At 35.4% G+C, this 25,385-nt stretch carries 21 protein-coding genes; 19 read left to right on the top strand and 2 right to left on the bottom strand.

All coding sequences use genetic code 11. The annotated features are described in order from the left end of the window. The first annotated feature begins 176 nt into the window (after nucleotides 1-176). The 3 genes from G634_RS0101900 to proB all read left to right on the top strand — a co-directional run bounded on the left by G634_RS0101900 (nucleotide 177) and on the right by proB (nucleotide 2,939). Entirely contained in the window at nucleotides 177-464 is a 288-nt protein-coding gene (locus G634_RS0101900; RefSeq protein ID WP_026503874.1) for a hypothetical protein, read from the top strand. A gap of 125 nt (nucleotides 465-589) precedes the next feature. Further along, a complete protein-coding gene (locus tag G634_RS0101895; protein ID WP_026503873.1) occupies nucleotides 590-1,849 on the top strand; it encodes a flagellar hook protein FlgE in 1,260 nt (419 codons plus the stop codon). Between the two features lie 292 nt (nucleotides 1,850-2,141). Further along, nucleotides 2,142-2,939, top strand: coding sequence for a glutamate 5-kinase (gene proB / locus G634_RS0101890; protein WP_026503872.1), 798 nt, complete (start codon nucleotides 2,142-2,144; stop codon nucleotides 2,937-2,939). Nucleotides 2,940-3,026: 87 nt separating this feature from the next. Here proB and G634_RS0101885 read toward each other — a convergent pair whose 3' ends face one another. Then, nucleotides 3,027-3,602, bottom strand: a complete 576-nt coding sequence (locus G634_RS0101885; protein ID WP_026503871.1) for a hypothetical protein — start codon at nucleotides 3,600-3,602, stop codon at nucleotides 3,027-3,029. A 220-nt stretch (nucleotides 3,603-3,822) separates the two neighbouring features. Here G634_RS0101885 and G634_RS0101880 point away from each other — a divergent pair, with 220 nt between their 5' ends. From G634_RS0101880 to G634_RS0101805, 16 genes are all read left to right on the top strand, one after another. Next, the gene (locus G634_RS0101880) at nucleotides 3,823-7,065 is read left to right on the top strand and encodes an FtsK/SpoIIIE family DNA translocase (protein ID WP_035798566.1); all 3,243 of its coding nucleotides are present in this window, start codon (nucleotides 3,823-3,825) and stop codon (nucleotides 7,063-7,065) included. A 68-nt stretch (nucleotides 7,066-7,133) separates the two neighbouring features. Further along, nucleotides 7,134-8,804: a formate--tetrahydrofolate ligase gene (locus tag G634_RS0101875; RefSeq protein WP_026503869.1), complete on the top strand. Its 1,671-nt coding sequence runs from the start codon at nucleotides 7,134-7,136 to the stop codon at nucleotides 8,802-8,804. Between the two features lie 38 nt (nucleotides 8,805-8,842). Beyond that, on the top strand, nucleotides 8,843-10,183 hold the full coding sequence (locus tag G634_RS0101870) for a chitobiase/beta-hexosaminidase C-terminal domain-containing protein (RefSeq protein ID WP_026503868.1): 1,341 nt from the start codon (nucleotides 8,843-8,845) through the stop codon (nucleotides 10,181-10,183). 147 nt (nucleotides 10,184-10,330) lie between these two features. After that, nucleotides 10,331-11,209, top strand: a complete 879-nt coding sequence (locus G634_RS0101865; RefSeq protein WP_026503867.1) for a sulfide/dihydroorotate dehydrogenase-like FAD/NAD-binding protein — start codon at nucleotides 10,331-10,333, stop codon at nucleotides 11,207-11,209. A 39-nt stretch (nucleotides 11,210-11,248) separates the two neighbouring features. After that, on the top strand, nucleotides 11,249-12,646 hold the full coding sequence (gene gltA, locus G634_RS0101860) for an NADPH-dependent glutamate synthase (RefSeq protein WP_035798563.1): 1,398 nt from the start codon (nucleotides 11,249-11,251) through the stop codon (nucleotides 12,644-12,646). Nucleotides 12,647-12,882: 236 nt separating this feature from the next. Beyond that, on the top strand, nucleotides 12,883-13,362 hold the full coding sequence (locus G634_RS0101855; RefSeq protein WP_026503865.1) for a hypothetical protein: 480 nt from the start codon (nucleotides 12,883-12,885) through the stop codon (nucleotides 13,360-13,362). A 19-nt stretch (nucleotides 13,363-13,381) separates the two neighbouring features. Continuing rightward, on the top strand, nucleotides 13,382-13,861 hold the full coding sequence (gene rlmH / locus G634_RS0101850) for a 23S rRNA (pseudouridine(1915)-N(3))-methyltransferase RlmH (protein ID WP_026503864.1): 480 nt from the start codon (nucleotides 13,382-13,384) through the stop codon (nucleotides 13,859-13,861). Beyond that, nucleotides 13,858-14,886 carry a PhoH family protein gene (locus G634_RS0101845; protein WP_026503863.1) on the top strand — a complete coding sequence of 343 codons (1,029 nt, stop codon included), beginning with the start codon at nucleotides 13,858-13,860 and terminating at the stop codon, nucleotides 14,884-14,886. Before rlmH ends, G634_RS0101845 begins: the two co-directional genes overlap by 4 nt. Nucleotides 14,887-14,900: 14 nt before the next feature. Further along, nucleotides 14,901-16,109 carry a hypothetical protein gene (locus G634_RS0101840; protein WP_026503862.1) on the top strand — a complete coding sequence of 403 codons (1,209 nt, stop codon included), beginning with the start codon at nucleotides 14,901-14,903 and terminating at the stop codon, nucleotides 16,107-16,109. Next, nucleotides 16,093-16,596 (top strand): rRNA maturation RNase YbeY, encoded by a 504-nt coding sequence (gene ybeY / locus G634_RS0101835; protein WP_026503861.1) that lies wholly within the window; start codon nucleotides 16,093-16,095, stop codon nucleotides 16,594-16,596. The genes G634_RS0101840 and ybeY overlap by 17 nt, the downstream gene beginning before the upstream one ends. A gap of 46 nt (nucleotides 16,597-16,642) precedes the next feature. Continuing rightward, entirely contained in the window at nucleotides 16,643-18,268 is a 1,626-nt protein-coding gene (locus G634_RS0101830) for a polysaccharide biosynthesis C-terminal domain-containing protein (protein WP_026503860.1), read from the top strand. 6 nt (nucleotides 18,269-18,274) lie between these two features. Further along, nucleotides 18,275-19,570, top strand: a complete 1,296-nt coding sequence (locus G634_RS0101825) for an aminoacetone oxidase family FAD-binding enzyme (protein ID WP_026503859.1) — start codon at nucleotides 18,275-18,277, stop codon at nucleotides 19,568-19,570. A 37-nt stretch (nucleotides 19,571-19,607) separates the two neighbouring features. Further along, nucleotides 19,608-21,299: an NAD(P)/FAD-dependent oxidoreductase gene (locus tag G634_RS0101820; protein WP_026503858.1), complete on the top strand. Its 1,692-nt coding sequence runs from the start codon at nucleotides 19,608-19,610 to the stop codon at nucleotides 21,297-21,299. Further along, on the top strand, nucleotides 21,299-21,883 hold the full coding sequence (locus G634_RS20050) for a 5-formyltetrahydrofolate cyclo-ligase (RefSeq protein WP_026503857.1): 585 nt from the start codon (nucleotides 21,299-21,301) through the stop codon (nucleotides 21,881-21,883). Before G634_RS0101820 ends, G634_RS20050 begins: the two co-directional genes overlap by 1 nt. After that, on the top strand, nucleotides 21,883-22,956 hold the full coding sequence (locus G634_RS20045) for a class II aldolase/adducin family protein (protein ID WP_026503856.1): 1,074 nt from the start codon (nucleotides 21,883-21,885) through the stop codon (nucleotides 22,954-22,956). The genes G634_RS20050 and G634_RS20045 overlap by 1 nt, the downstream gene beginning before the upstream one ends. A gap of 40 nt (nucleotides 22,957-22,996) precedes the next feature. Beyond that, nucleotides 22,997-24,064, top strand: coding sequence for a lactonase family protein (locus G634_RS0101805; protein ID WP_026503855.1), 1,068 nt, complete (start codon nucleotides 22,997-22,999; stop codon nucleotides 24,062-24,064). Between the two features lie 220 nt (nucleotides 24,065-24,284). Here G634_RS0101805 and aroC read toward each other — a convergent pair whose 3' ends face one another. Then, entirely contained in the window at nucleotides 24,285-25,385 is a 1,101-nt protein-coding gene (aroC, locus tag G634_RS0101800) for a chorismate synthase (RefSeq protein WP_026503854.1), read from the bottom strand.

Genomic DNA, 25,385 nt, shown 5'->3' with positions numbered 1-25,385 from the left:
TTCTAGAAAAGAATAAAAATCATATTCAGCATCAAAAGCTATATCGTCTTTTTTTTACAAACAATTAACTAATCTTTGATAAAAAAATAATGATTTAATGTATAAAAACTTTCCATTTTTTTGCCGAAAAATAAAAAGAGTTATTGTAAATAAAATAATAATAATGGGAGAAAACAATGAGTGCAAAAATACCTGCAGAAATGCAAATGTCAGTTTCTGGAATAGTAAGGAATAAGCAAGGTGAAAAATCTGTTTATGTAATTTTTTCAGATGGTAAGAGAGAGGCAGAAGGTGAAGTTTTTTCGGGAATTATTACTAGTAACAACGGATTTACAGATGAAGAAAAAGCTGTATTAACTGCATATATGCACAATCAGAAAGCAGTCATACTTGATATGGCCAAAAATGTCAATCCTTTGAAAGCTTTTCTTCAGGATGGAAAAAATTATAAGAAAAACAAATAATCTATCCGATAATTTGTATAGAGAGAAAGTATAGATGTTTTCAAGGATGATGACATAACTATAAAAGCATGGATGGCGACGCTACAAGGATGTACAGGCGGATGCATACAAGAAAAGAGGTTTTTATGCTTAGATCACTTTGGTCAGGCGTCTCCGGTTTGAATATTCATCAGACGGAACTGGACGTAATAGGAAATAACGTTGCCAATGTCAATACGAATGCGTATAAATCTAGTTCGACTACATTTTCAGATGTCTTATATCAGAACATGTCTAGAGCAACAGCGGCGACACCTAATACTGCTGCAGTTAATGCAAAACAAGTTGGTCTTGGAGGAAGAGTTTCTGCTATTAAGGCTAATATAGGTAAACAGGGTAATTATCAGACAACAGGTGAGCCTTTTGATATGATGATTAATGGCGACAGCTTTTTTGTAGTAGGAGATTTGGCTAATACAGAAACCTACTACACTAGAGATGGTTCCTTTAAAGTTGATAATGAAGGTTATCTTGTAAATTCAAAAGGATTATATCTAAAGCCTTTAGCCGGTGGAGGAATTGGTGACAGAATACAAGTAAAGAGTGAAGCACTGTTAAAGAGTGCAGGCGAAGCAACAGCATCAGTTACGCTCTATGGCAATATCGATGCAAGAGATGATAGCTTTGGTGCTGAAGGAAAAGATGTAGTCGGTTCGATGTATTATAATGGAGAAAGTGGACAGTATACACTGATTTTTAATATTAAAAAACAGGATGATAACCATTATACGTTGGAAGCAAAAAAGGCAATAGATCCAAAAGAACCAGGAGAAACAGTAGATGTTACTGGAACGGCTGAACTTGAATTTAGTCCAGCTACAGGAAAATTAACAAGTGCTGCTACGGCTAATTTTACGATTGGCACAACTGGACTTACGGTTAATTTAGATAAGCTTACCACATATGCTAATGGCGGAAAATCTGATTTATCGTTGATAAAAGGTACAAGCAATGATGATGGAGTATTTGAAGGAACTGGAAAACCAGAAGGAATTCTAACTAATATTGCTGTATCAAAAGATGGTACAGTATCAGCTGTATATTCTAATGGAAATAGCAACGATATTGCACAGATTGCAACGGCAGTATTTGCTAATTCAAGCGGTCTTATAAGCGAAGGAGATAATCTGTATTCGGTAAGTGCAGCGTCGGGTGAACCAACATATGGCACAGTTGATGCAGAAGGAGGATCGATTACAACAGGTGTTCTCGAGTCATCTAATGTTGATCTTGCAGATGAGTTTACAAAGATGATTACTGCTCAAAGGGCATTTCAGGCTAATAGCAGAGTTATCACAACGTCAGATTCAATGCTACAGGAATTGAAACAGCTTAAGAAAGCATAAAAAATCAAATGATTTGAATAAAAGATTGAAAAAATAAAAGAATAAAAGAATAGAGAACTCCCGCAAGTATATTGATATTTGCGGGAGTTTTGCAATGGACATAAATGTATTTATGCAGATTTCAATTCCTTGTTGCGTATAAATAAATATGTTAATATGAATAAATATGACTTCTTGCTAAGATTTAGGATAATCATCAGCAAGAATCCTGCTTCGAAGGACAAAATTTATCTGACGACAAATTTTGGTCTGTACGGTTATAGTTTTTAATTTGGAGCTGATGGAGGAAAAAATGGCACTTTCTAAAAAAAGAATTGTTGTAAAAGTCGGAACATCCACACTTACTAATGAGAACGGTGATATAAATATTCGCGAAATGGATCTTTTATGCAGAGCATTATCTGGAATGGAGAATCTTGGGTACGATCTTATATTAGTTAGTTCTGGTGCAATAGCAGTTGGAGCAAATAAGATGCGACTTGCGCAAAAACCAAAAGAACTTAGAATGAAGCAGGCAGCAGCTTCTGTAGGACAGCTTGAACTAATGCATTTATATGATAAGCTTTTTGGAGAATATAATCGAATGGTCGGACAGATTCTTCTTAGTAATGAAGATGTTCAGATTCCTGAAAGAAGAGAAAACCTAACGAATACTCTTGAGGCTTTGTTAGAAAACCATATAATTCCTATAGTTAATGAAAATGACTCTATAAGCCACACTGAGATTGAATCAGATCAGAAACTTTTTTCTGATAATGATAAGTTATCAGCTATAGTAGCAGTATTTGCCAATGCGTCCAAGCTTGTTATACTGTCGGATATTGAGGGCTTTTATGATTCTAATCCTCATGAGAATCCAGGCGCAAAGCTTATAAGCCGTGTAGAAGAAATAGATGATAATTTGATGAGAAATGCCGGAGGGTCAGGTTCTAACAGAGGAACAGGCGGTATGATTACCAAACTTGAAGCAGCGAAACTTGCAACAAGTCATGGAATTGATGTTTTGATAGTAAATGGTCAGAAACCAGAATTATTATATGATATTGCTGATAAGAAGGTAGTGGGAACACTTTTTGTTGGAAAGAATTAAAAAATCCCCTTATATTCTGTAGATAATACGAATATAAGGGGAATTTTTAATTTTAGGGTTCATACAAATATTATTTGCCAGCAATAATTAAATTTCAGGCTGTTCTGTATATTTGTCATAGATTTCAGCAAGATATGTTTTAACCATCTCAATGTTAGCCATCTTGCGAAGATTTTCATTTCCCATTGCAAGTGCAATTTCATCAGCAAGAAGAAGCATATTGTAAATTCCAAGCTTAAAGTCATTACGTGACATCTCGCCGATGTTCATGTGAACGAGAGGAGCTCCAAGCTTCATTGTGATGTTTTCATCTGAAATACCTGTTTCCATAACACATGTATTAGGATTGAAGTCAACGAAGAGGATAAGATTTTCCTTTTCATGCTTTTTGAGCGTAAGAGGTGTCTGATGGCTAAGTTCCATCCACTCGTAGAAATCAGCCACATCAGGATTCATTAAATATTCGGTGAGTTCTTCTCTGTGTTTCTCAACATATTGAAGATAGCTGCTAGCATTAGGACCGGTGTAGTTGAAATCGACCTTGATACCATTTTCAGTTTTCATAAGTCGGCACTTAGAAGCAACATCTCCGATTTTGAAGGCGGAAGTATCGTTTCCAACCTGTTTAAGTGCACTTGAATCAATAACCTGTTTAAATTCCATGTTTCTACTCCTGTTAAATCTGTAAAAAAACAATATATAGGATAGCAAAAAATCTATAGCTTTGCTACCTGCTTTTTGATATTAATAACAAACATATTCTTGTGGCGAACATAAGACAGTAAAAGTATAGCATAAGAATCTTTAAAATGATATACTAATCTGAGTGCATAAAAATTTATTTTGACGCTCTAAGAAAAATACAATTATGGGAGATGACAAATTGAGTGTTAATTCAAATAATCGGTCAACAACAGCCAGATCCTCGGCTAGAAAAAAGAGTGATGCTACATCAAGGAATTCATCAAGGAGAAAAGGAATTGAGTCAAAGGCTGCTCAGAGCAAGTCTGAAAGATCTTTTGGGGTAGTCAGCGAAGAAGGATATGAACTTAAAAGTGAAATACTTGCTCTTGTCCTTATTACGGTTGCTATTTATTTCTTTTTATGTAATTTCGGGATTTGCGGAGTAATTGGATCAGCACTAAGTCAGGTAATGTTCGGAATGTTCGGAGCGCTGGCATATCTTATGCCTCCAATTATTTCTTTTGCTGCTGTTTTTTATATTTCAAATGAAGGTTCTACACTTGCTGTACGCAAAATACTTGCAGGTCTTGGACTTGTTTTTGATATTGGAATTTCTTTTGAATTGTCTACAGGTAGGACACTTGAGCCTTCTTATGATATTGCAAGAATATTTGAAACTGCAGTTGAGAATAAAAATGGTGGAGGCGTTATTTTTGGTTCTGTAGCATATTTTTTGAGACATTCTATTTCTATAGTAGGAACTATCCTTTTACTACTTGTATTAGCAGCAATTTGTATAGTTATTTTGTCACAAAGATCTCTTATTAGCGAACTGAAAAAGGGCGGGATTATCCTTGGAGAAAGAGCTAGAGAAGATGCAATCTATTATAAAAATCAGGCTCTAGAACGTTGTTCAAGAATAGAAGAAAAGAGAAAGCAATTAGAACATCAAAAGAGAATGATGTCGCAGCTTAAAGAAGATGAAGTACTTCTTCGACTTAATAGAAAAGCACATGGAATAGGTGACATCAATCTGAAAATATCTGATGATATTGATGAAAATATAGATGAAGTATCATTTGAGAAAGCTCTTCAGATTTCCGGAAATGATGATTTGTTTATTCCAGATGGAAAAAGCGCCTGCGATGATATTCATGAGATTATATTAAATGAAGGTGAAGAATATCTTCCGCTTAAAGAGGAATCAAATGGACAAGAAAAAATCATGTTGGATGGTCCAAGAATTCATGGATATATGGACGATAGTTCAGACTTTTTTGACCAGGAAACTCGTAATAATGATGGCTTTAAAGAGGACTCTTATGATAATTTCTATGAAGAGCCAAATGAAAGCCAGGATGAGATTATACCAAGCAAAGATGTAAATAAAAATGAAGATGATTACGAAAAGATGCGTGATGTTTTGCTTGATGAAGTTAAGAAAACAAATCTACGAGGAACTTCTTGTTTTGAAAACACACCTTCTGATTATAATGGTAATTTATCAAAAACAGATGACGAAGAATTCGATGATTCTTACTTGGAAGAGGAATATGACATTCCGGAAATTTCAGAAGATATTGATTCAGACTATGATGATTATTATGATAAAATTCAGGATGTCGATGAAGATATGGTCGAAATCACAGATGATTTTACATCAAAAAAGCCTGTTGCAAGATTGGCTAAAAATGATGAAGCAGAAGAATTGCCAGATATTCCTATTCATGCAGGCGGAAAGACTATTATGAAGGATCAGGGTAATGGCTTTTCCGATGAAGGCTACGCAATTCATTCGCAAGATCATATCTCTGCAAGTTCGGAGAAACAGAAAATTTCTTCTTTGGCAAAGGCACCTTCATATATGCCTGGAGAGATTAGTTATAATAATGGCACAAAGATAGCTAATAACAATGATACAAAAGTAGTGCAATCACCTGCTAAATCTTTGGATGAAAGACCACAACCAAAAAGACCAAGGAAATATATTTTTCCTCCACTTAATTTACTAAAACAGGGAGACAAGAATGCTAACACAGATTCTGCGAAGGATTTAAAGGAAACAGCGCTTAAACTTGAGAAAACATTAAAGACTTTTGGTGTTAATGTAACGGTTACAGATATTAGTCAGGGACCGGCAGTAACAAGATATGAGTTGCAGCCAGAAGTAGGTGTTAAGGTATCAAAGATTGTTAATCTTTCTGATGATATTAAGCTGAATCTTGCTGCCACAGATATTAGAATTGAAGCACCAATACCGGGAAAACCCGCGGTGGGTATCGAGGTTCCTAATAAAGAAACAGTTACAGTTACTTTGCGCGAACTCTTGGAATCGAAAGAATTCAAAGAATCAAAAGCCGGATTGTCTTTTGCTGTTGGAAAAGATATTGGGGGAAAGACAATAGTAACAGATATTGCGAAGATGCCTCATGTTCTAATAGCCGGAGCTACAGGTTCAGGTAAATCAGTATGTATTAATACTATGATTTTGTCATTGATATATAAGACATCACCTGAAGATGTTAAAATGATTATGATTGATCCTAAGGTTGTTGAGTTATCTGTTTACAACGGAATACCTCACTTATTAATACCTGTTGTTACAGATCCAAAGAAAGCCGCAGCAGCGCTTAACTGGGCTGTGGCGGAGATGACCAAACGTTACAAACTTTTCGCAGATGCAGAGGTTCGTGACCTAAAGGGATACAATGAGTATGTTATGGCCAATGCTTCAGAAAATGAAAATTTGGAAAAATTGCCTAAGATAGTGGTAATAGTAGATGAGCTTGCGGATTTAATGATGGTTTCTGCCAATGAAGTTGAAGATGCTATATGTCGTTTGGCTCAGCTTGCTAGAGCAGCTGGAATTCATTTGGTAATTGCGACACAGCGCCCATCTGTTGATGTAATTACAGGACTTATCAAGGCAAATATGCCAAGTAGAATTGCATTTGCGGTTTCATCCGGTACTGATAGCCGTACCATCCTTGATATGAATGGAGCGGAAAAGCTATTAGGAAAAGGCGATATGCTATTCTATCCTCAGAGCATGAGTAAACCAATTAGAATACAGGGGGCATTTGTGTCGGATTCAGAAATTCAGAAAATTACGGATTTTGTCAAGAAAAATAGTGATGACAACTATGATGCTTCGATACAGGAACAGATGCAAAGTATCGAAGGAGGATGCGGTAGTATTTTTGGTAAAAATAATGATCGTGATGAATATTTTAGAGAAGCAGGCAATTTTATTATAGAAAAAGAAAAAGCTTCAATTGGTACTCTTCAACGCGTTTTCAAGATTGGATTTAATAGAGCGGCCAGAATTATGGATCAGCTTTGTGATGCGGGAGTAGTTGGAGATGGCGAAGGTACAAAACCAAGAAAAATACTTATGAACAGACAACAGTTTGACCAGTTTTGCAAAGATCAGGGGTTGTAAACAAAAATCTATGATTTTTTGTTCACATATATGTAACAGTATTTCTATTTGTAGGAGGAGCACTATTTATGAAAACAGACATTCAAATCGCACAGGAAGCAGTTAAGTTGCCGATAGGAGAGGTTGCCAGCAAAGTTTCCATTTCTGAGGATGATCTTGAAATGTACGGAAAGTATAAGGCTAAAATTTCAGAGTCTTTTTTGCAGAGTCTTGAAAAAAAGCCTAAGGGGAAGCTGGTGTTAGTAACTGCAATTAACCCGACACCGGCAGGTGAAGGTAAGACAACCACCAGTATAGGCCTTGCTGATGCACTTAACCGTCTAGGAGTTAAGACTGTAGCAGCTCTTCGTGAACCTTCACTTGGACCTTGTTTTGGAATCAAAGGTGGAGCAGCAGGTGGCGGATATGCACAGGTTGTGCCTATGGAAGATTTGAATTTGCATTTTACTGGCGATTTTCATGCGATTACTTCTGCAAATAATCTTTTGGCTGCTCTTTTGGACAATCATATTCAGCAGGGAAATGAATTGGATATTGATACAAGACAGATAGTTTGGAAGCGATGCCTTGATATGAATGATCGTTCTCTTCGTAATATTGTAATTGGTCTTGGTGCAAAAGTTGATGGTTTTGTTCGAGAAGATCACTTTGTTATCACTGTTGCAACAGAAATTATGGCTGCACTTTGCCTTGCAAACGATCTTAAAGATTTGAAAGAAAGGCTTTCAAGGATTATTGTTGCATATAATAGAAAAGGAGAGCCTGTTACTGCAAAGCAGTTAAATGCAGTTGGATCGATGGCAGCACTTTTGAAAGATGCAATGAAGCCAAATATTGTTCAGACACTTGAACATAATCCTGTTATTGTTCATGGTGGCCCATTTGCCAACATTGCTCACGGATGTAATTCTGTTCGCGCTACAAAGGCAGCTCTTGCTTTAGGTGATATTGCTATTACTGAGGCTGGTTTTGGTGCTGATCTTGGAGCAGAGAAGTTTCTTGATATTAAGTGCAGAGCTGCTGGCCTTGAGCCTGACGCTGTTGTTTTGGTTGCAACAATACGTGCTCTTAAATATAATGGAGGTGTGTCCAAAGATAATCTTTCAGAAGAAAATCTCGATGCACTAGAGAAGGGAATCGTAAATCTTGAGAAACATATCGAGAATCTCAAACAGTATGGAATTCCAGTTGTTGTAACTCTCAATTCATTTTTGACTGATACAGAAGAAGAAATAGCTTATGTAGAAAAATTCTGTAAAGACAGAGATTGTGATTTTGCGCTTTCAAATGTTTGGGCAAAAGGCGGCGAAGGTGGTGAAGATCTTGCAAAGATGGTTTTAAATACTCTTGAGAACAAAAAGAGTGATTTTAAACCAATATATTCACTTGATCTTTCTCTTGAAGATAAGGTGAAAGCAGTTGCTACAAAGATTTATGGAGCTGGAAGCGTATCCTACTCACAGACAGCCAAAAAGCAGCTCAAGCAGATTACTGAAATGGGATTCGGAAATCTTCCAATCTGCATGGCCAAAACACAGTATTCATTGTCAGATGATCCTAAGGCGCTTGGAAGACCTAGTGGTTTTGAACTTTCAATAAGAGAGGCATATGTAAGCGCCGGTGCGGGTTTTGTAGTAGTTCTTACAGGTTCTATTATGACTATGCCTGGACTTCCAAAAAGACCAGCTGCTTTCGACATCGATGTTGATGATGATGGCAATATTGTTGGATTATTCTAAATAATAAAAAACAATAATATATAGTTAAGGAGAAAAAAATGCAATGTCCCAAATGTGGAGATGAAATTCCAAAAGGTTCGCTTTACTGTCCAAAATGCGGTGAAGAGATTAAGATAGTTCCGGAATTTGATCCTGAAATAGAAAATCAGATAGATGAATCTCTCTTGGGACTGGCTGAAAGTATTGAGGATGCTAGAAAGCATTCTCTTGCTGAAGTCAGTAACGGTAAAGCATTAGACGTTGAAGAAAATGGCGATGATTTTACTGAAGATGACTTTGACAGCAATGAAGAAGGCCGCATTTTTAATTCAACCAAAATTACAGTAACATGTATGGTTGCGTTGCTTTTTGTTATATGCATATGTGGTTTTTTGTGTATAAAAAAACTCTTTGTACAAGAAGAATCTGAAGAAAAAAAAGTGGTTGTTTCTGATAGTTCGAGTCAGGCTATAACAGCTCCTAAAGGATTAAAAGACAAAATCAAGGAGCTTGAAGCTTTGGAAGACTATGAAGAAATTCAAAGAATTCTTAAGAAAACTACAGATACTGGGATATTAGATGAATATTCAGGAAAATATCTGCCCAATATGCCTGAATATTCTCTTGCTCAGGGAATATATGATAAGTCTCAGCTCATTCATATAACATCAGGTAAGGGGAAAATATATTATACAATTAATGAAGATGATCCGACTATAGAAGATAAAGTATATGATGATACAGAACCTATAGAGCTGGATGATGATGGAGTATATGAAATAAGGGCAGTATATGAAAATGAACTTGGGCTTTTTTCTGATGTTGCAACTATAAAATACGAGATAGCTCAAAACCTTCCATCATTAAAGATACTCGAGGCTAGTGGCAATTATACAACAGATACTCAAATTGTTGCTGCTACGGATAATGGATGTAGTATTTATTATACAGTTGATGGAAGTAAACCTTCGACATCGTCTAATAGATATACAGGACCTATCCATATGCCGTATGGTGAGAGTAAATTTAAATTTATAGCTTACAATGCACAAAACAGTAGATACTCGCATGTTGTAGAGTGTAATTATTCGCTTCATTATTCCGTTGAAGTATCGCATGAACAGGCTGTTTCAGCTTTACTTGAGAAATTGATTGAAAAAGGATATCTTTTAGATGGTTACGGTAGAGCTACCGGACTTGACGGATATTATCTGTACATTGTCGCTAAGTCTGTAACTATTAATAGTGGCGACTACTATGTCCTTGTTGAAAATCATGTTTATTCCAATGGAACACAGACTATGACAGGCCTTTTATATGGAGTAAATGTTCATACAAGAGAAGTTTACAGATTAGGCACTGACATTGCAGGAAACTATTTTCTTAAACAGCTAAATTAAAACTTTATTTCAAAAAATATTATTTTTAACACTTTAATGTGTTACACTGTTGCAATGATTTGATGTTTGTCGTATTATTAGAAGCATGGTTACTGTTTATTACAGTAAGATCAAATTGGCATTTTTTAAAAAAGGAGATTCAGCATTATGTTCAAAATTTTGGAAAGAAATGAGCTGGCTGCCCATATCTATCAGATGGTAGTTGAGGCTCCTCGTGTGGCTGCAAATTGCCTTCCGGGACAGTTCTTAATTGTTCGAGTAGATGAAGAAGGAGAACGTATTCCGCTTACTATCTGTGACTATGATAGAGAAAAGGGAACAGTTGAAATTGTAGTTCAGTCAATTGGTGCTGAAACAAATGAAATTGCAAAGATGCAGGCAGGAGATTCTTTTGCTGATATAGTTGGACCTCTTGGAAATCCTTCTGATATGGTTCACGAGAATCTTGAAGAGCTTAAGAAGAAAAAAATAGTTTTCATTGCTGGTGGTGTTGGTACAGCACCTGTTTATCCTCAGGCTAAATGGCTCAAGGAAAATGGAATAACAGCTGATGTTATTATTGGCGCCAAGAATAAAGATCTTGTTATTTTGGAAGAGCGTTTTAAAGAGGTTTCCAATTTGTATATAACAACAGATGATGGTTCTTATGGTAGAAGTGGTATGGTAACAAAGTGTCTTCAGGATCTTGTAGATGAAGGTCATCATTATGATCTTTGTATTGCAATTGGACCAATGATAATGATGAAATTTGTATGTAAACTTACACAGGAACTTAATATTCCAACAATCGTTTCTATGAATACTATTATGGTAGATGGAACTGGAATGTGTGGTGCATGTCGTCTTACAGTGGGCGGAGAAGTTAAGTTTGCATGTGTAGATGGACCTGAATTTGACGGACATAAGGTTGACTTCGATCAGGCTATGGTTCGTATGAAGCAGTATAAAACAGAAGAAGGAAGATTAAAGCTTGCCCAGGAGGAAGGAAAGACTCATAAGGGCGGCTGTGGTATCTGTTCTGATTGATTAAAAAAAGCTGCTATTAACTGAAAAAGGAGATAAATCATGGCTATAGAAGTTGATGTTTTAAAAAGAGTTCCGGTTCGTGAGCAGGAAGCAAAAGTTCGTGCTACAAATTTTGAAGAAGTATGTCTTGGATATAATGAAGAAGAGGCTATGGCTGAGGCTACAAGATGTCTTAATTGTAAGAATCCTCAGTGCCAGAAGGGATGCCCTGTTGCAATAGATATTCCTGCATTTATTCAGGAAGTTAAAAATGGTGATGTTGCAAAAGCTTATCAGATTATAAGTGAATCTTCTGCACTTCCTGCTGTATGCGGACGTGTTTGTCCTCAGGAATCTCAGTGTGAAGGAAAATGTATCAGAGGATTCAAGGGAGAGCCAGTTTCAATCGGTAAACTTGAGCGTTTTGTAGCTGATACAGCTAGAGAAATGGGCATTAAACCTGAAGGTGCAAAAGAAAAGAAGAATCATAAGGTTGCAATTATAGGATCTGGTCCTTCTGGACTTACATGTGCAGGTGATCTGGCAAAACTTGGATATGATGTTCATATTTTTGAAGCACTTCATGAGGCTGGTGGTGTTCTGGTATATGGTATTCCTGAATTCCGTCTTCCAAAAGAAAAAGTTGTAAAAAAAGAGATTGAAAACGTAAAATCCCTTGGAGTTAAGATTGAAACAGATGTTGTTATTGGACGTTCTGTGACAATTGATTCTCTTATGAAAGATGAAGGATTTGATGCTGTATTCATTGGATCTGGAGCTGGACTTCCTAGATTTATGCATATTCCTGGTGAACAGTCACTTGGCGTATTCTCAGCAAATGAATTCCTTACTCGTTCAAATCTTATGAAGGCATTTAGAGAAGATTCTACAACACCTATCATGCGTCCTAAAAAGTGTGTAGTTGTAGGCGGTGGTAACGTTGCTATGGATGCAGCTAGAACAGCGCTTCGTCTTGGAGCTGAAGTTCATGTTGTATATAGAAGAAGTGAAGAGGAACTTCCAGCTCGTAAGGAAGAAGTAGAGCATGCTAAACAGGAGGGAATTATTTTTGACTTGCTTACTAATCCAGTAGAGATTCTTTCTGATGAAGAAGGATGGGTAAAAGGTTGCAAGTGTATTCGCATGGAACTTGGTGAGCCTGATGCATCTGGCAGAAGAAGTCCTGTTCCAGTTGAGGGTTCCGAATTTGATATTGAATGTGATGCAGTTATTATGTCACTTGGAACAAGTCCAAATCCGCTTATAAGTTCAACCACGAAGGGGCTTGAAATCAATAAGCGTAAGTGTATTGTGGCAGATGAAGCAGGTGCTACATCTAAGACTGGCGTATTTGCAGGCGGAGATGCAGTTACAGGAGCTGCTACAGTTATCCTTGCTATGGGTGCTGGTAAGACTGCAGCAAAAGCTATTGATGAGTATTTGAAGACACTTGACTAATAAATATCTGATATGAACTATTAACGAAAAGGCATTGTTGCGATTTGTAGCAGTGCCTTTTTCGTAGTTATAGTTCTTAATTAACTAAAAATGTGATATGTAATATAAAAAATGTAAGCGCGCAAGCTGCAACGAATTAGAGTGTTTCACACTGTAATATGGCAAGTATTTGTGATAAAATAAATGTGTCGGGTTGTTAATTCCAAAGAAAAAATAATAGGAAGGTTAAATGAAAGATGTATCAAAGTACAGAGGAAAAGGCTCAAGATAATCATTCATCGGCAATTGTACTTTTGAGTGTAGGAGGAGTAGGCTTTATTCTTGACCTTATTTTTCTATTCAAAAATCCACTTGGATGGCCACTGTTCAACAGATATTTGACAACTGGTATCATGGGATGCTTGTTTGTGCTTTTTATGGTCATGGGAGTTTTGTCACTTAGAAATGCCAAGAGATTTCTGTTACAAGCTCAAAAGGAGAATAATTTAAAAAAAGAAATAGTCGGCTTTTGCGATAATAACCTGACTAAAGAAATCATTCTTGATGCGGTTTCAAAACAAGATGATAATTCACTTGAAGTTCAAGATAGTGAACAAACACACTATTTTGAACGAACACTTTTTATCAAGAAGAAGATATCAGAGAAATATTTAAATCTTGATGAAGGATTTTTAGATAGACTTGTAGATGAATATTATTCAAGATTATTTGAATGATATTTGGAAAGGAGATTTTATTAAGATTTCAATATTATGCGTCGGGAAGATAAAAGAGAAATATTGGAATGACGCAATTGCAGAATATAAAAAAAGATTAACTCGTTACTGCAAAATTGAGATAATCGAAGTGGCAGACGAGAAAACACCTGAAAATGCACCACCAGCATTAGAAGAACAAATAAAACAAAAAGAAGGGAAAAAAATTATTTCCCACATTGATTCAAAAGCAATGGTAGTGGCACTTGCAATCAATGGAAAAAAATATGATTCAGTTAGTTTTGCAAAAGAAATTCAAAAAGATGGAGTAAACGGCATTAGTCACATTCAATTTATTATTGGAGGTTCGCTTGGACTTTCAAATGAAGTATTGGGTTTGGCAAATAGAAAAATCAGTTTTTCAGATATGACATTTCCCCATCAGATGATGAGAGTTATTTTGCTTGAACAAGTTTATAGAGGTTATAAGATTATTTCGGGGGAGCCATATCATAAATGAATGAAACAGAGATTAAAATGGCATTAACAGTTGACGAGATGATGAATATCTTCGGTCAGAATGACAGCTATTTAAAAAAGATAGAAAAAGGATGCGGAGTTGAAATAATTGATAGAGATGGAGAACTTCGTATTATTGGTGAGGCAGCGGGCACTAGGAAAGCATCGGGAATCATAAGACAGCTTGCACAGTTGTCCAGTAAAGGCACCTATGTTGAAGAGCAAAGTGTTGATTATGCGATTTCTTTAAAACAGAGTGAAAATGAATCTGCTGATGAAGATAATGATAATGTTTTATTAGAAATAGATTCAGATTTGATTTGTCATACAACATCTGGAAAGCCAATAAAACCTAAGACTCTTGGTCAAAAACAGTATGTGGATGCAATTCGTAGCCATATGATTACATTTGGTCTTGGACCGGCTGGAACTGGTAAGACATACCTTGCAATGGCAATGGCAATAACAGCTTTTCAGAAGGAAGAAGTTGGCAGAATCATATTAACAAGACCAGCTATAGAAGCAGGAGAAAAGCTTGGCTTTTTACCTGGTGATTTGCAAAGCAAAGTTGATCCATATCTTAGGCCTCTATATGATGCATTATATGAAATAATGGGTGCTGAAAGATTTATGGCTAATATGGAAAAAGGTCTTATTGAAGTTGCTCCTCTTGCATATATGCGAGGAAGAACATTGGATAATGCGTACATTATTCTAGATGAAGCACAGAATACCACACCAGCACAAATGAAAATGTTTTTAACAAGAATTGGTTTTGGTTCGAAGGTTGTTATAACAGGTGATTCATCGCAAAAAGATCTTTCACCAGATACAAAATCAGGTTTAGAGGTTGCTCAAACTGTATTGAAAAATGTTGATGAAATTGCAGTTATGAATCTTACAAGTAGAGATGTTGTCAGACATCCGCTTGTTCAGAAGATTGTAAAGGCCTATGAAGAATATGAAAAGAAAGAAGAAGCTAAAAAGAAGAGAAAAAACAGTATAAAAAAACAATATAAAAATTAACATAGGAGCTTATAATGGAGCATCTGCAAAATAATAAAAAGCAATTGGTTTGTGTTATAGGTTTGTTTGCGATAATAGCATTTGTAATGTATACAGTATGTACGTTAACTGGGAAAAGCATGGAAGAAACTCTTAGAAATATTGTTACAGTACTTATAGGAACCGGAATTATTTGCTTTCTTCATGCTGATGCTGACATTAGAAACACATATTTGTTTAAAAATGAGAATCATAAAAAACGTTTTTTTGTGATTTACATAATATGCTTTGTTATTAGTATGATGTTTCCACTTATAAGTGTAGTATTTTGGCCATTTGTAGCCGTTTTTGTGTTGTTTTTTTTACTATCCAATAGACTTATTGGTTTTGTAACTGGGTGTTGTCTTTTGACAAGTTCATTACTTATGATAAATGCAGATAACTCTTTTCAGCCGTTTTTTATATATATGACTAGCGGTCTTGTTGCTATACTTTTGCTAAGTCTTTGTGCTGAAAGACTTCAATTCGGACTACCTGTATTTGTTTCAATGATGGTGCTTTTTTTACTGCTTTGTATTTACACAGTGTTATTTTCTGAGGGTAAAATAACTTTTGAAGTATTTATGATGCCTATTATTAATATTGTTCTTGAAGTGGTAATCTTGCTAGTTGTACTCAATTATTTCAGTCTTTTCATTATTAGAAGGGAAAATGACTGCTACATGGAGATAAACGATCCAGAGTTTCCGCTTATGATTTCGATAAAAGGAAAAAATGTAAAAGAGTATTATACCGCTATTCATACAGCATATCTTGCAGTTCGCGTTGCTGAAAGTCTTCATCTTGATAGTAAAGTTATTAAGACCTGCGTTTATTACCATAGAGTTGGAATAATAGAAGGAAAAAAGGATGATCCGGAAATTTCAGAAGCATATTTTAGAAGAAATAAATTTCCTCAAGAGTCTATAGATTTATTAATGGAATATATTCGAGGCGAAAGCAAACATCCTATTTCAAAAGAGGCAACTCTTATTAGTATTTGTGAAGAACTTGTTGAACGTATAATGGCAATATTTGAAGAAGACAGGACAGTAAAACTTTCTAGTGACTGGCTGATAGATACTATTTTTAAGGAACGTATCAAAGGAAACGGATTTATAAATTCAGAGATGACAGTAGCAGAGCTTTATGATGTTAGAAAGCTCTTAAAAAAGGAGAAATTGTATTATGATTTTCTGCGTTGAAAAAGAAGTTGAAGCAGAATTTGATTTTGATTTGGAAAGCGTTGCAAAACTTGTTTGTGAGGCAGTTTTAGAAAGTGAAAATTGTCCTGAAGAAGTTGAAGTCAACATGCTTATTACAGATGATGATGGGATATGGGAAATGAATAGAGAATTTCGCGATGTAAATAGACCAACTGATGTATTATCATTTCCTAATGTGGAGTATGATGAACCTGGTAATTTTGATGTTTTTAAAGGTAATCAGCGAAATGATATTTTAAATCCGGATACAGGAAAAATATATTTTGGAGATATAGTAATAAACGTTAACAGAGTAAAATCACAGGCATTAGAATATGGGCATAGCGAAAAAAGAGAGTTTGCTTTCCTTACTGCTCATTCAATGCTTCATCTGTGCGGATATGATCACATGGAAGAAGAGGAAGCAAAAGTCATGGAAGAAAAGCAGAGTAGGATTTTGGATAATCTTGGAATTACAAGAGATTAATGAAAACAGGAACCTATTATAGTGCTGTTTTTGGGAGGAAGAGAGCATGAGATTACTAGGTGATCAGAAAATGAAGCCAGATATGCTTATAAGAATCATGTTTTTGACTCTGGCGATAATGATGATACTTCGAATATTTCTGGTTCGTTTTATTAGATATGAAGGAGTCGGAGTATTGGCTGCTCCTATGGATATATTTTTGATATCATATGGGATGTTGTCTATTGCCTTTACTGTTGGAACTAGTAAGAGAATACTTTCTTATAAAAGACATAGACTTTTTTATAATGCAGTAGGCGATGCTAGAAGAATGATTATATATTCTATAGGAATTTCTTTTGGCTTTGGCGGATTTATTTTACTACTTAGTAAATTTGTTTCGCTTTACATTTTTAATAGCAGTGCAGGTTTTTTAACGTTTTGTGCAGTTGGAATCGCGATAGCTTTTTTGAGTTGTCAGGGTGCAATAAGGGGATTGTTTGAGGGCTTTGGAATGTCAGTACGAGCGATGATTTCTGAGCCTTTGTTTGCTATTTTGAGTTTTATGTTTTCGGGCACATTGTCAATAATAGGTTATCAATATGGCCTGAAAGCAAATGCCCTATTAAAACGTGAAGACTTATCAGCTGCTTATGGTGCATGCGGAGCAGCACTAGGTGTTGCTATAGCACTTCTTGTTTCACTTATAATTCTTTTTATTCAACTTCATTTTTCATTGAAGCAGATAACTGGAATTTTGCAGACGGGCGCACCGAGGTATTTGGGAAAGTTTGATGCTATGTGGAATCAAGTGGTAACAATTGCACTTATTGTTGCTTTTCCATTTTTCATTAATATTTTAGATGAACGAGTATTTATGTCGCTTAGCGGTGGGCATGAATCAGGAAAAAATCTTATTGAAAATTGGGGAGTTTTTTATGGTGGAGTAATACCTGTACCTATTGTAATTGCTTTGATTTTTGTTATTTTTTCGCTTAGAAGTGTCTATAAGATTTGTTCTGCATTTTCACGCAAAGAAAGAAAAGTTGTTATAGAAGAATATGACGAAAAGAGCAGATTTTTGATGATGTTTTTATTTCCTATGGGAATGTGGACAATAGTATTGTCTGATACCATATTAAGAGCAGTTTATGTTACACCTAAAGATGAAGCAACGAGGCTTTTGCAGGAGTATTGTGTTGTGATGCCGCTTCTTTCTCTTCAGATGCTTCTTGTGTGTTTTATGCTTAGATTGAAGAAAAATGCTATTGTCATTTTGAATTTTATAATAGGCTTGATTATTCATATTATTACTCTTGCCATTATTGGAGGTGCAATGCATAAGACGCTGGGGGCAGTAATAGGAGCTCAGGCTGTTACTTGTCTGTTTTTAGATATATTAACAATATGGGAGATAAAAAAGATTTTAAGAGTTCAAAGTAATATACTAAGAACAACAGTTTTTCCAATGATATGTGCGTTAGCGGCATCACTTATTGTTTATTTTCTTAATATAGCATTTATAAATTTAATTGGAGAAGTACTTACTATTGCAGCATGTGTATTTGTTGGCTCTTATTTGTACATAGCAGGGTTATTAATTACAGGAGCTGTTTCTGAGAATGAAGCAACTCAGTTTCCTGGCGGAGGCTTTCTCTGTATCCTACTATCAGGATTTCGTTTCGGAGATTGATTTATAATGAAAGATGTACGTATTAATAGAAAAGTTTGTGTTATAGGAGCAGGAGCTTCAGGAATGTGTGCTGCCATAATGGCAGCACGAAATGGCGCAAATGTTTTTATAATCGAGAAAAATGATAAAGCTGGAAAAAAGCTTTCTATGACAGGGAATGGTAGATGTAATCTGACAAATGAGGCAATGTCAAAAGAGGCTTTTAACGAGAATTCCAGGGAGAAAGTTGGAACTTTGCTCGAAAGGTTTGGAGTAGAAGATACTAAAAATTTTTTTAATTCGCTTGGAATAAGCCTTTTAAGCGAAGATGGTTATATTTATCCTTCTTCATGTCAGGCACAGCTTGTCGTTTCGGCTATGATAAATGAAATTAATCGTCTTAATGTTAAAGTCTACTATAATCAGCAATTGAAAAGAATTGATAAAAATGAGAATGATTCGTATTTAATAAAGACTTCTAAAGATATCTTTGAGGCAGATAGTGTTATCGTGGCAGTAGGTGGGATGGCTGGACCTAAAACTACTATGTCTACAGGTGATGGATATTATATATTAAAATCTCTTGGACTTGATTCTACAGAAAGATATCCTGCACTTTCGGCTTTGATTTTAGATGATAAAGAATTGGTGATAGATGGTGGTATACGCTTGCTTGCAAAAGTATCTATTGGCGATATATCTGAGATAGGAGAACTACAGCTTACATCTGGTAAGATTTCAGGAATACCTGTGATGCAGCTTTCAAGATATGTAAAGAATTCAAAAAACTGCATTCTTTTTGTAGACTTTTTTCCTGAATTGTCCAGCGAACAATGGAACGCTATGACTAAAAATCTGATTAATATTTCCAAAGATGGCAGGACAGTTGAAGAACTTTTAAACGGCATCGGTAATCAGGCTCTAACAAAACTTATTGCGCAGAGAGCAGGATACCCGTTATCTCTTGATTGTAGTAAATTGACTGAGGATAAAATCTTTGGATTATTGTCTATATATAGAAATTTGCAATTAAAAGTTAAATCTACATCTGATTTTTATTCTGCTCAGGTAACCACAGGAGGGATTATACCTGAATTATTGAATGATAATCTTGAAAGTATTGATAACAAAGGCCTTTTTGTTGTTGGTGAAATAGTAGATGTTGATGGTAAGTGTGGAGGTTATAATCTGCAGTGGGCATGGAGCAGCGCTGTAGTAGCTGCTCTTTCTGCATGCGGATTAAATGACGAGCAGATAGATAAGGCAATTGACAAACTTTCCAAATACAAGATGCCAACTCTTGGTCTTACTAAGAAAAATTGAGATTATGATGGTGTAGTTGTAAAAAAGGTTAAAGCTTATGATTAGAATAAATAATATAAAAATAAAAAATGGAACAGATACTAAAAGTTTTGAAAATGGAGTTCAAAATCCAGAAGTTTTAAAAAAGGCTATGTTTGTTCATGCAGCAAAAGCATTGAAAATAAGCGAAACTGCCATAGAAGATATTAAAATAATGCGTCATTCAATTGATGCCAGAAAAAAACCGGATATTTTTGATATTTATATGATTGATGTTTTTATTAAAGCACCTAATGAAAAACTTAAGAGTACTGAAGAGAAAATACTCAAAAAGGCAAGAAACAAAAATGCTCAGATTGAAATTGAAAAAAAATATATTTTCCCTGTTTCTAATGAAAACAATATGTATAATAGACCGGTTGTGGTAGGTGCAGGGCCGTGTGGATTATTTGCTGCACTTATGCTTTCTAAAAACGGATATAAGCCAATTCTTATTGAACGAGGAAAGAGTGTAGATAAAAGACGGGAAGATGTTGAAAATTTTTGGAAAACAGGAAAACTGGATATCTCTTCAAATGTTCAGTTTGGTGAAGGCGGTGCAGGTGCTTTTTCTGATGGAAAACTCAATACAATGGTCAAAGATAAGGATGGCAGAGGAAGATTTACACTTGAACTTTTTGTAGAAGCAGGCGCACCAAAAGAAATATTATATGAAGCAAAGCCGCATATAGGTACAGATAAACTTATAGGTGTTGTTGAGAATATTCGTAATCAAATAATTTCAAACGGCGGAGAAGTTTTATTTGAACACAAATTAACAAAGCTTTTTTTAGCTGAAAAGGATGGAACCAAATGTGTATCTGGGATTGAAATCGAAAGTTCAAAAGGAAAAAGAAGAATTGATACTAATCATGTTATTCTGGCGATAGGTCATAGTGCAAGAGATACTTTTGAAATGCTAGTAAGTGAAAAAGTTTATATGGAGCCTAAACCTTTTGCAATTGGTTTAAGAGTTGAACATCCTCAGAAAATGATTAATAAGTCACAATATGGAGTAGAAAGTTGCGAAACACTACCTCCATCGCCTTACAAGGTTGTTCATAATACTAAAAAGCAAAGAGGTGTATATTCTTTTTGTATGTGTCCAGGAGGATATGTGGTAAATGCATCTTCAGAAGAGAAGAGACTTTGCGTAAATGGTATGAGTTACTATGCAAGAGATAGTAGAAATGCAAATAGTGCTATTATTGTTACTGTAGATCCTAGCGATTTCGGAGGAAATGGTCCACTTTCTGGAGTTGAATTTCAGCGAAGACTAGAAGAAAAAGCATATGAACTGGGCAATGGCAAAATTCCGGTAGAGTATTATAAAGATTTTAAAGCTAATTATTTTGATGATTCTGAAGATAGAAGTACATGGAATAAGCCATGTACAAGAGGCGAGTATGTTTTTGCTCCTGTTCACAAACTCCTTCCATTAGATATTAAAGAAGCTATCGATGAAGGAATGGAGCATTTTGGAAAGATGATAAAAGGCTTTGATAGCGACGAAGCATTGATGGAAGGTATAGAAGCTAGAACTTCTTCGCCTGTACGTATTACTAGAGATGAGAATCTTGAAGCTATTGAAATAAAAGGATTATATCCAAGCGGAGAAGGTGCTGGATATGCTGGAGGTATCATGTCTGCAGCAATGGATGGAATAAAGAGTGCATCTGCAATTACATCTGTCTTTGGAAGGATTAAATAATGACCAAGCAGGATTATAGAGATTTAGCTTGTCGCAAAAGAGATGATTTAAGTGTGAATTATAGAAAAAATGCGAGCATAGCAATAAGCAAGAAATTATATGATTACATAGAAGAAAAAAAATATGATAATGTCTTGATTTATTATTCATACAGAAGCGAGGTTGAAACAAGAAATCTTATATTTCGTCTTATTGAAGATAAGATTAATGTTTTTTGTCCGAAAATAACTGATAGCAGTAGACATATCATGGAGTTTTTTACAGTTAGGAAGAAAGATGATATAGGTGAAGGTTTTCGTGGTATTCCAGAGCCATTGACCAATGAAATGTATTCAGAAAAAACTCCGGGAAAAACACTTGTTGTTTTGCCTGGAGTGGCATTTGACATTAATGGTAATAGAATTGGTTATAGAGGCGGGTACTATGATAGATATTTATCAGCAAAGAAAGAACTTGATCTTCTTGCAATAGCTTTCGATGAACAGATTTTTGATGATGGTTTTCCAATGATGGAATATGATATTCCTGTTAATAAGATAATAACACAAAGCCGTTTTTATAGCGTGGGAGGCACAAAATATTAATGGACAAAAGAGAAGAACTTATTGAAGTGGGGAAATGGCTTCATGAAAATGAATTACTAGTAAGAACTTGGGGAAACGTTTCTTGTAGAATTGATGAAAATCATATGCTGATTACACCTAGTGGAATAAGATATGAAGATTTGACAAAGGAAATGATAGTTAAGGTTAACATCAATGATTTGAGTTATGAAGGTGAGTATAAACCATCAAGTGAACTTAGAGTACATGCAGCCTGCTATAAAAATAGAAGGGGCTGCAATTTTATTGTTCATACACATCAGATGGCGGCATCTATTTCTGGAACTCTAGGATTAAAAATTGTAAAAGGTCGGCTCAAAGAGAAAGAATTTAAGATTCCATGTGTAAAATATGCACTTTGTGGAACGCAGAAATTAGCCGATAATTTAACAGAGACATTGAATCACTTTATAAAAAAGAATGGCTTTATTTTGTCTGGGCATGGTGTTATATGTCTAGGAGAAGATGCCAAGGCTGCTCTTAAAACAACTATAAATTTAGAAATGGCCTGTCAGGATTTTTTGCGAAAGTATTGCAGAATTGATTTTGACATAGGTTTTTATAAAGGCTATAATTCAGAACTTGTTGATGGTAATATTGTATATGAACAAGAAGATACTCCGCTTCGTGTAAAGAAAATTCATGAAGAGATATATAGTAAAAGACCTGATGTGAAGGCGATTTGTCATAATAAATCTGAAGCGTGTAGAATAGTTTCAAGAAGAGCAACGTATATGCGACCATTATTGGAAGATTTTGCACAGCTCATCGGGGTCGGTGTAAGAATACCACTAAATAATAGTGGAAGAGATGGTAAAAGAATTATAATAAAAAAGCATGTAAATGCTGTTTTTGTGCTTGATGATGGTGTATACTGTCTTGGGGATACTAAAGAAAACGCATTTGCAGCGGCACTAGTTATGGAGAAAGGCTGCATTGCTCAAATAGCAGCATTTAGATATGGAAGTGCAAATGTAATTTCGAGTTTTGATTGTATGCGCCTTAATCGCGTATATCGTTTATTTTATTCAAAAATTGCAGATGAAGTGCAATGATAAAGGAAAAATCCGTTTTTTAATCTGGAGGCAAGTTACTATGGAAAAAAAGACAGCAAATTATGTAGCATATGTTTCAAGTTATACAAATGGAACAGGCGATAAATTCGGTATTAGAGTTTATGATGTGGATGTTCAAAATGGAAGAATGGTTGAGAAAGAAAAAGTAAAAATTACTAACTCTTCCTACATTGCAAAATCTCATGATGAGAAAACTTTATATTCAATTACAGACTTTGGAGTTGAGTCATACAGAATAAAAGAAGACGGAACACTTCAGTTTTTGAATGAAGAATCTATAAACGGAATGCGTGGATGCTATCTTTCAACTGATTATGATGATAAATTTCTTTTTTCAGCTGGATACCACGATGGAAAAATAACAGTTCTTCGTCTTAAAGAAGATGGAAGTATAGGTGAAATCACAGATGAAATATTCTTAAGAGGTCTTGGCTTTGCGGCCGGACGTAATCATAGACCTCATGTTCAGTGTGTTAAGATGACAAGAGATAACAAGTTTTTGTGCGCAGCAGACCTTGGTATGGACAGAATCAATGTTTATCGCCTTGATCATGAAACAGGTAAACTTGAAAATGCGGATGTAATTCATTGTGATCAGGAATCTGCACCTCGCCATTTAAAGTTCTCCGAAGATGGGAGATTTTTATATGTTGTAACAGAACAGAAGAATTCTGTAGATGTATATCAGTATTTTGTTGATGAGGATGATATTCCAAGCTTTGAACTTATTCAGTCAAGCTCAACAATGGAAAGTGAAGATTCAACAGGTGTGGCTACTAGTGCACTTAATTTTTCAGAAGATTATGATTATTTGCTTTCATCAAGTCTTGGTGAAAATGATGTAGATATTTATAAGGTTGATAAAGAAAGTGGAAAGCTTGATAAAATCCTAGGACTTCCTATTGCTGGAACATATCCTAAAGATGCAGCGCTTTTCCCAGATAACCATCATCTTGTTTCACTTAATCATGAGTCTAATAGTATGACTTTTTTTACAGTTGATATGAAGAAGGGAACACTAGTTATGAATGGACCGGAGATTAAAGTGGATCAGCCTAATTGCATTGTATTTCATAAGCTCGGATGAAAAGCTTAGATAAGTGATTTTTCGCTTTAATATAGGTTATTGTTTTCATCAGGAAAATCAAGAACCGTACCAGACCAAAATTTGTCGTTAAGACAAATTTTGTCCTGCGAAGCAGGATTCTTGCTGATGATTATCCTAAATTTCAGCAAGAAGTCATAGATATATAAAAGATGTCCTCTATTTATTTGTAAAGGACATCTTTTTTATATGCTTTTATATATTATTTTTTATAAAAGGAAATGAGGTTGTCAGCTTTGGCACTCATATTTGAAATCATTGAATCAAGTAAAGTTATAGCTGTCATACATTCGACAACTACGACAGCGCGTGGAACAATCACTGGATCATGTCTTCCACCAATTACAACTTCTATTTGCTCATTGTTTTTGTTAATAGTTGCCTGTGGCTGGGAAATAGAAGGAGTGGGTTTGACATGACATCGCATTATAATCTGTGAACCATCGCTTATTCCTCCGAGAATCCCACCAGCATGATTACTTGTTTTTTCAATATTGCCATTTTTGAATGTAAAACCATCATTATCAGTTGAACCATTTAATGTTGATACTTTAATTCCATCTCCTATTTCAACGGCTTTTACAGCGCCAATGGACATTAAAGCCTTTGCAAAATTTGCATCAAGCTTATTAAATACAGGATCACCGATTCCCGCAGGCACGCCATTTATAATACATTCAATTACACCACCAGCAGAATCAAGCTTTTTTTTACATTCTTCAAGGTAGGAAATAGTTTTAGTGGAGGCATCTTTATCAGGCATGCAGGCAGGATTTTTCAGAATCTCAGATTTATCAAAATTTGACATATCACATTCAATAGGTCCTATTGATTTTGCATAGGCGCAGATTTCTATTCCCATCTGTTTTAAAAGCTTTGCACAGACAGCTCCAGCGGCAACCCTTCCAGCAGTTTCTCTGCCCGAAGAACGTCCACCTCCTCTGTAGTCCCTAAAACCATATTTTTGATCAAAAGTATAATCGGCATGGCCTGGTCTGTAATATGAGGCAATTTCACTATAATCAGCTGAATGTTGAGATGTATTGCGAATCAATAGTGTAATAGGAGTTCCAGTGGTTTTAGCGTCAAAAACGCCAGAAAGAATTTCAACTTTGTCATCTTCTTTTCGAGGAGTTGTGAGCAAAGAAGTACCTGGTTTTCTCCTGTCTAGATATTTTTGTATATCATCTGTTGACAGCTCCATGCCTGCAGGGAAGCCATCAATAGTCACACCAAGAGCAACTCCATGTGATTCTCCCCAGGTTGTAATGCGTAATTGATTCCCAAAACTTGATCCAGCCAT

Source organism: Butyrivibrio sp. NC3005 (genome assembly GCF_000424545.1).
GTDB lineage: Bacteria > Bacillota > Clostridia > Lachnospirales > Lachnospiraceae > Butyrivibrio.
Note: the sequence above shows the minus strand (reverse complement) of the source record. Positions and strands in the feature narration are given on the sequence as shown.

Excerpts from the sequence above, each read along its gene's own strand:
- G634_RS0101900 (WP_026503874.1), top strand. The coding sequence starts at position 177 with ATGAGTGCAAAAATACCTGCAGAAATGCAAATGTCAGTTTCTGGAATA.
- G634_RS0101895 (WP_026503873.1), top strand. The coding sequence starts at position 590 with ATGCTTAGATCACTTTGGTCAGGCGTCTCCGGTTTGAATATTCATCAG.
- proB (WP_026503872.1), top strand. The coding sequence starts at position 2,142 with ATGGCACTTTCTAAAAAAAGAATTGTTGTAAAAGTCGGAACATCCACA.
- G634_RS0101885 (WP_026503871.1), bottom strand. The coding sequence starts at position 3,602 with ATGGAATTTAAACAGGTTATTGATTCAAGTGCACTTAAACAGGTTGGA.
- G634_RS0101875 (WP_026503869.1), top strand. The coding sequence starts at position 7,134 with ATGAAAACAGACATTCAAATCGCACAGGAAGCAGTTAAGTTGCCGATA.
- G634_RS0101870 (WP_026503868.1), top strand. The coding sequence starts at position 8,843 with ATGCAATGTCCCAAATGTGGAGATGAAATTCCAAAAGGTTCGCTTTAC.
- G634_RS0101865 (WP_026503867.1), top strand. The coding sequence starts at position 10,331 with ATGTTCAAAATTTTGGAAAGAAATGAGCTGGCTGCCCATATCTATCAG.
- gltA (WP_035798563.1), top strand. The coding sequence starts at position 11,249 with ATGGCTATAGAAGTTGATGTTTTAAAAAGAGTTCCGGTTCGTGAGCAG.
- G634_RS0101855 (WP_026503865.1), top strand. The coding sequence starts at position 12,883 with ATGTATCAAAGTACAGAGGAAAAGGCTCAAGATAATCATTCATCGGCA.
- G634_RS0101845 (WP_026503863.1), top strand. The coding sequence starts at position 13,858 with ATGAATGAAACAGAGATTAAAATGGCATTAACAGTTGACGAGATGATG.
- G634_RS0101840 (WP_026503862.1), top strand. The coding sequence starts at position 14,901 with ATGGAGCATCTGCAAAATAATAAAAAGCAATTGGTTTGTGTTATAGGT.
- ybeY (WP_026503861.1), top strand. The coding sequence starts at position 16,093 with ATGATTTTCTGCGTTGAAAAAGAAGTTGAAGCAGAATTTGATTTTGAT.
- G634_RS0101830 (WP_026503860.1), top strand. The coding sequence starts at position 16,643 with ATGAGATTACTAGGTGATCAGAAAATGAAGCCAGATATGCTTATAAGA.
- G634_RS0101825 (WP_026503859.1), top strand. The coding sequence starts at position 18,275 with ATGAAAGATGTACGTATTAATAGAAAAGTTTGTGTTATAGGAGCAGGA.
- G634_RS0101820 (WP_026503858.1), top strand. The coding sequence starts at position 19,608 with ATGATTAGAATAAATAATATAAAAATAAAAAATGGAACAGATACTAAA.
- G634_RS20050 (WP_026503857.1), top strand. The coding sequence starts at position 21,299 with ATGACCAAGCAGGATTATAGAGATTTAGCTTGTCGCAAAAGAGATGAT.
- G634_RS20045 (WP_026503856.1), top strand. The coding sequence starts at position 21,883 with ATGGACAAAAGAGAAGAACTTATTGAAGTGGGGAAATGGCTTCATGAA.
- G634_RS0101805 (WP_026503855.1), top strand. The coding sequence starts at position 22,997 with ATGGAAAAAAAGACAGCAAATTATGTAGCATATGTTTCAAGTTATACA.
- aroC (WP_026503854.1), bottom strand. The coding sequence starts at position 25,385 with ATGGCTGGATCAAGTTTTGGGAATCAATTACGCATTACAACCTGGGGA.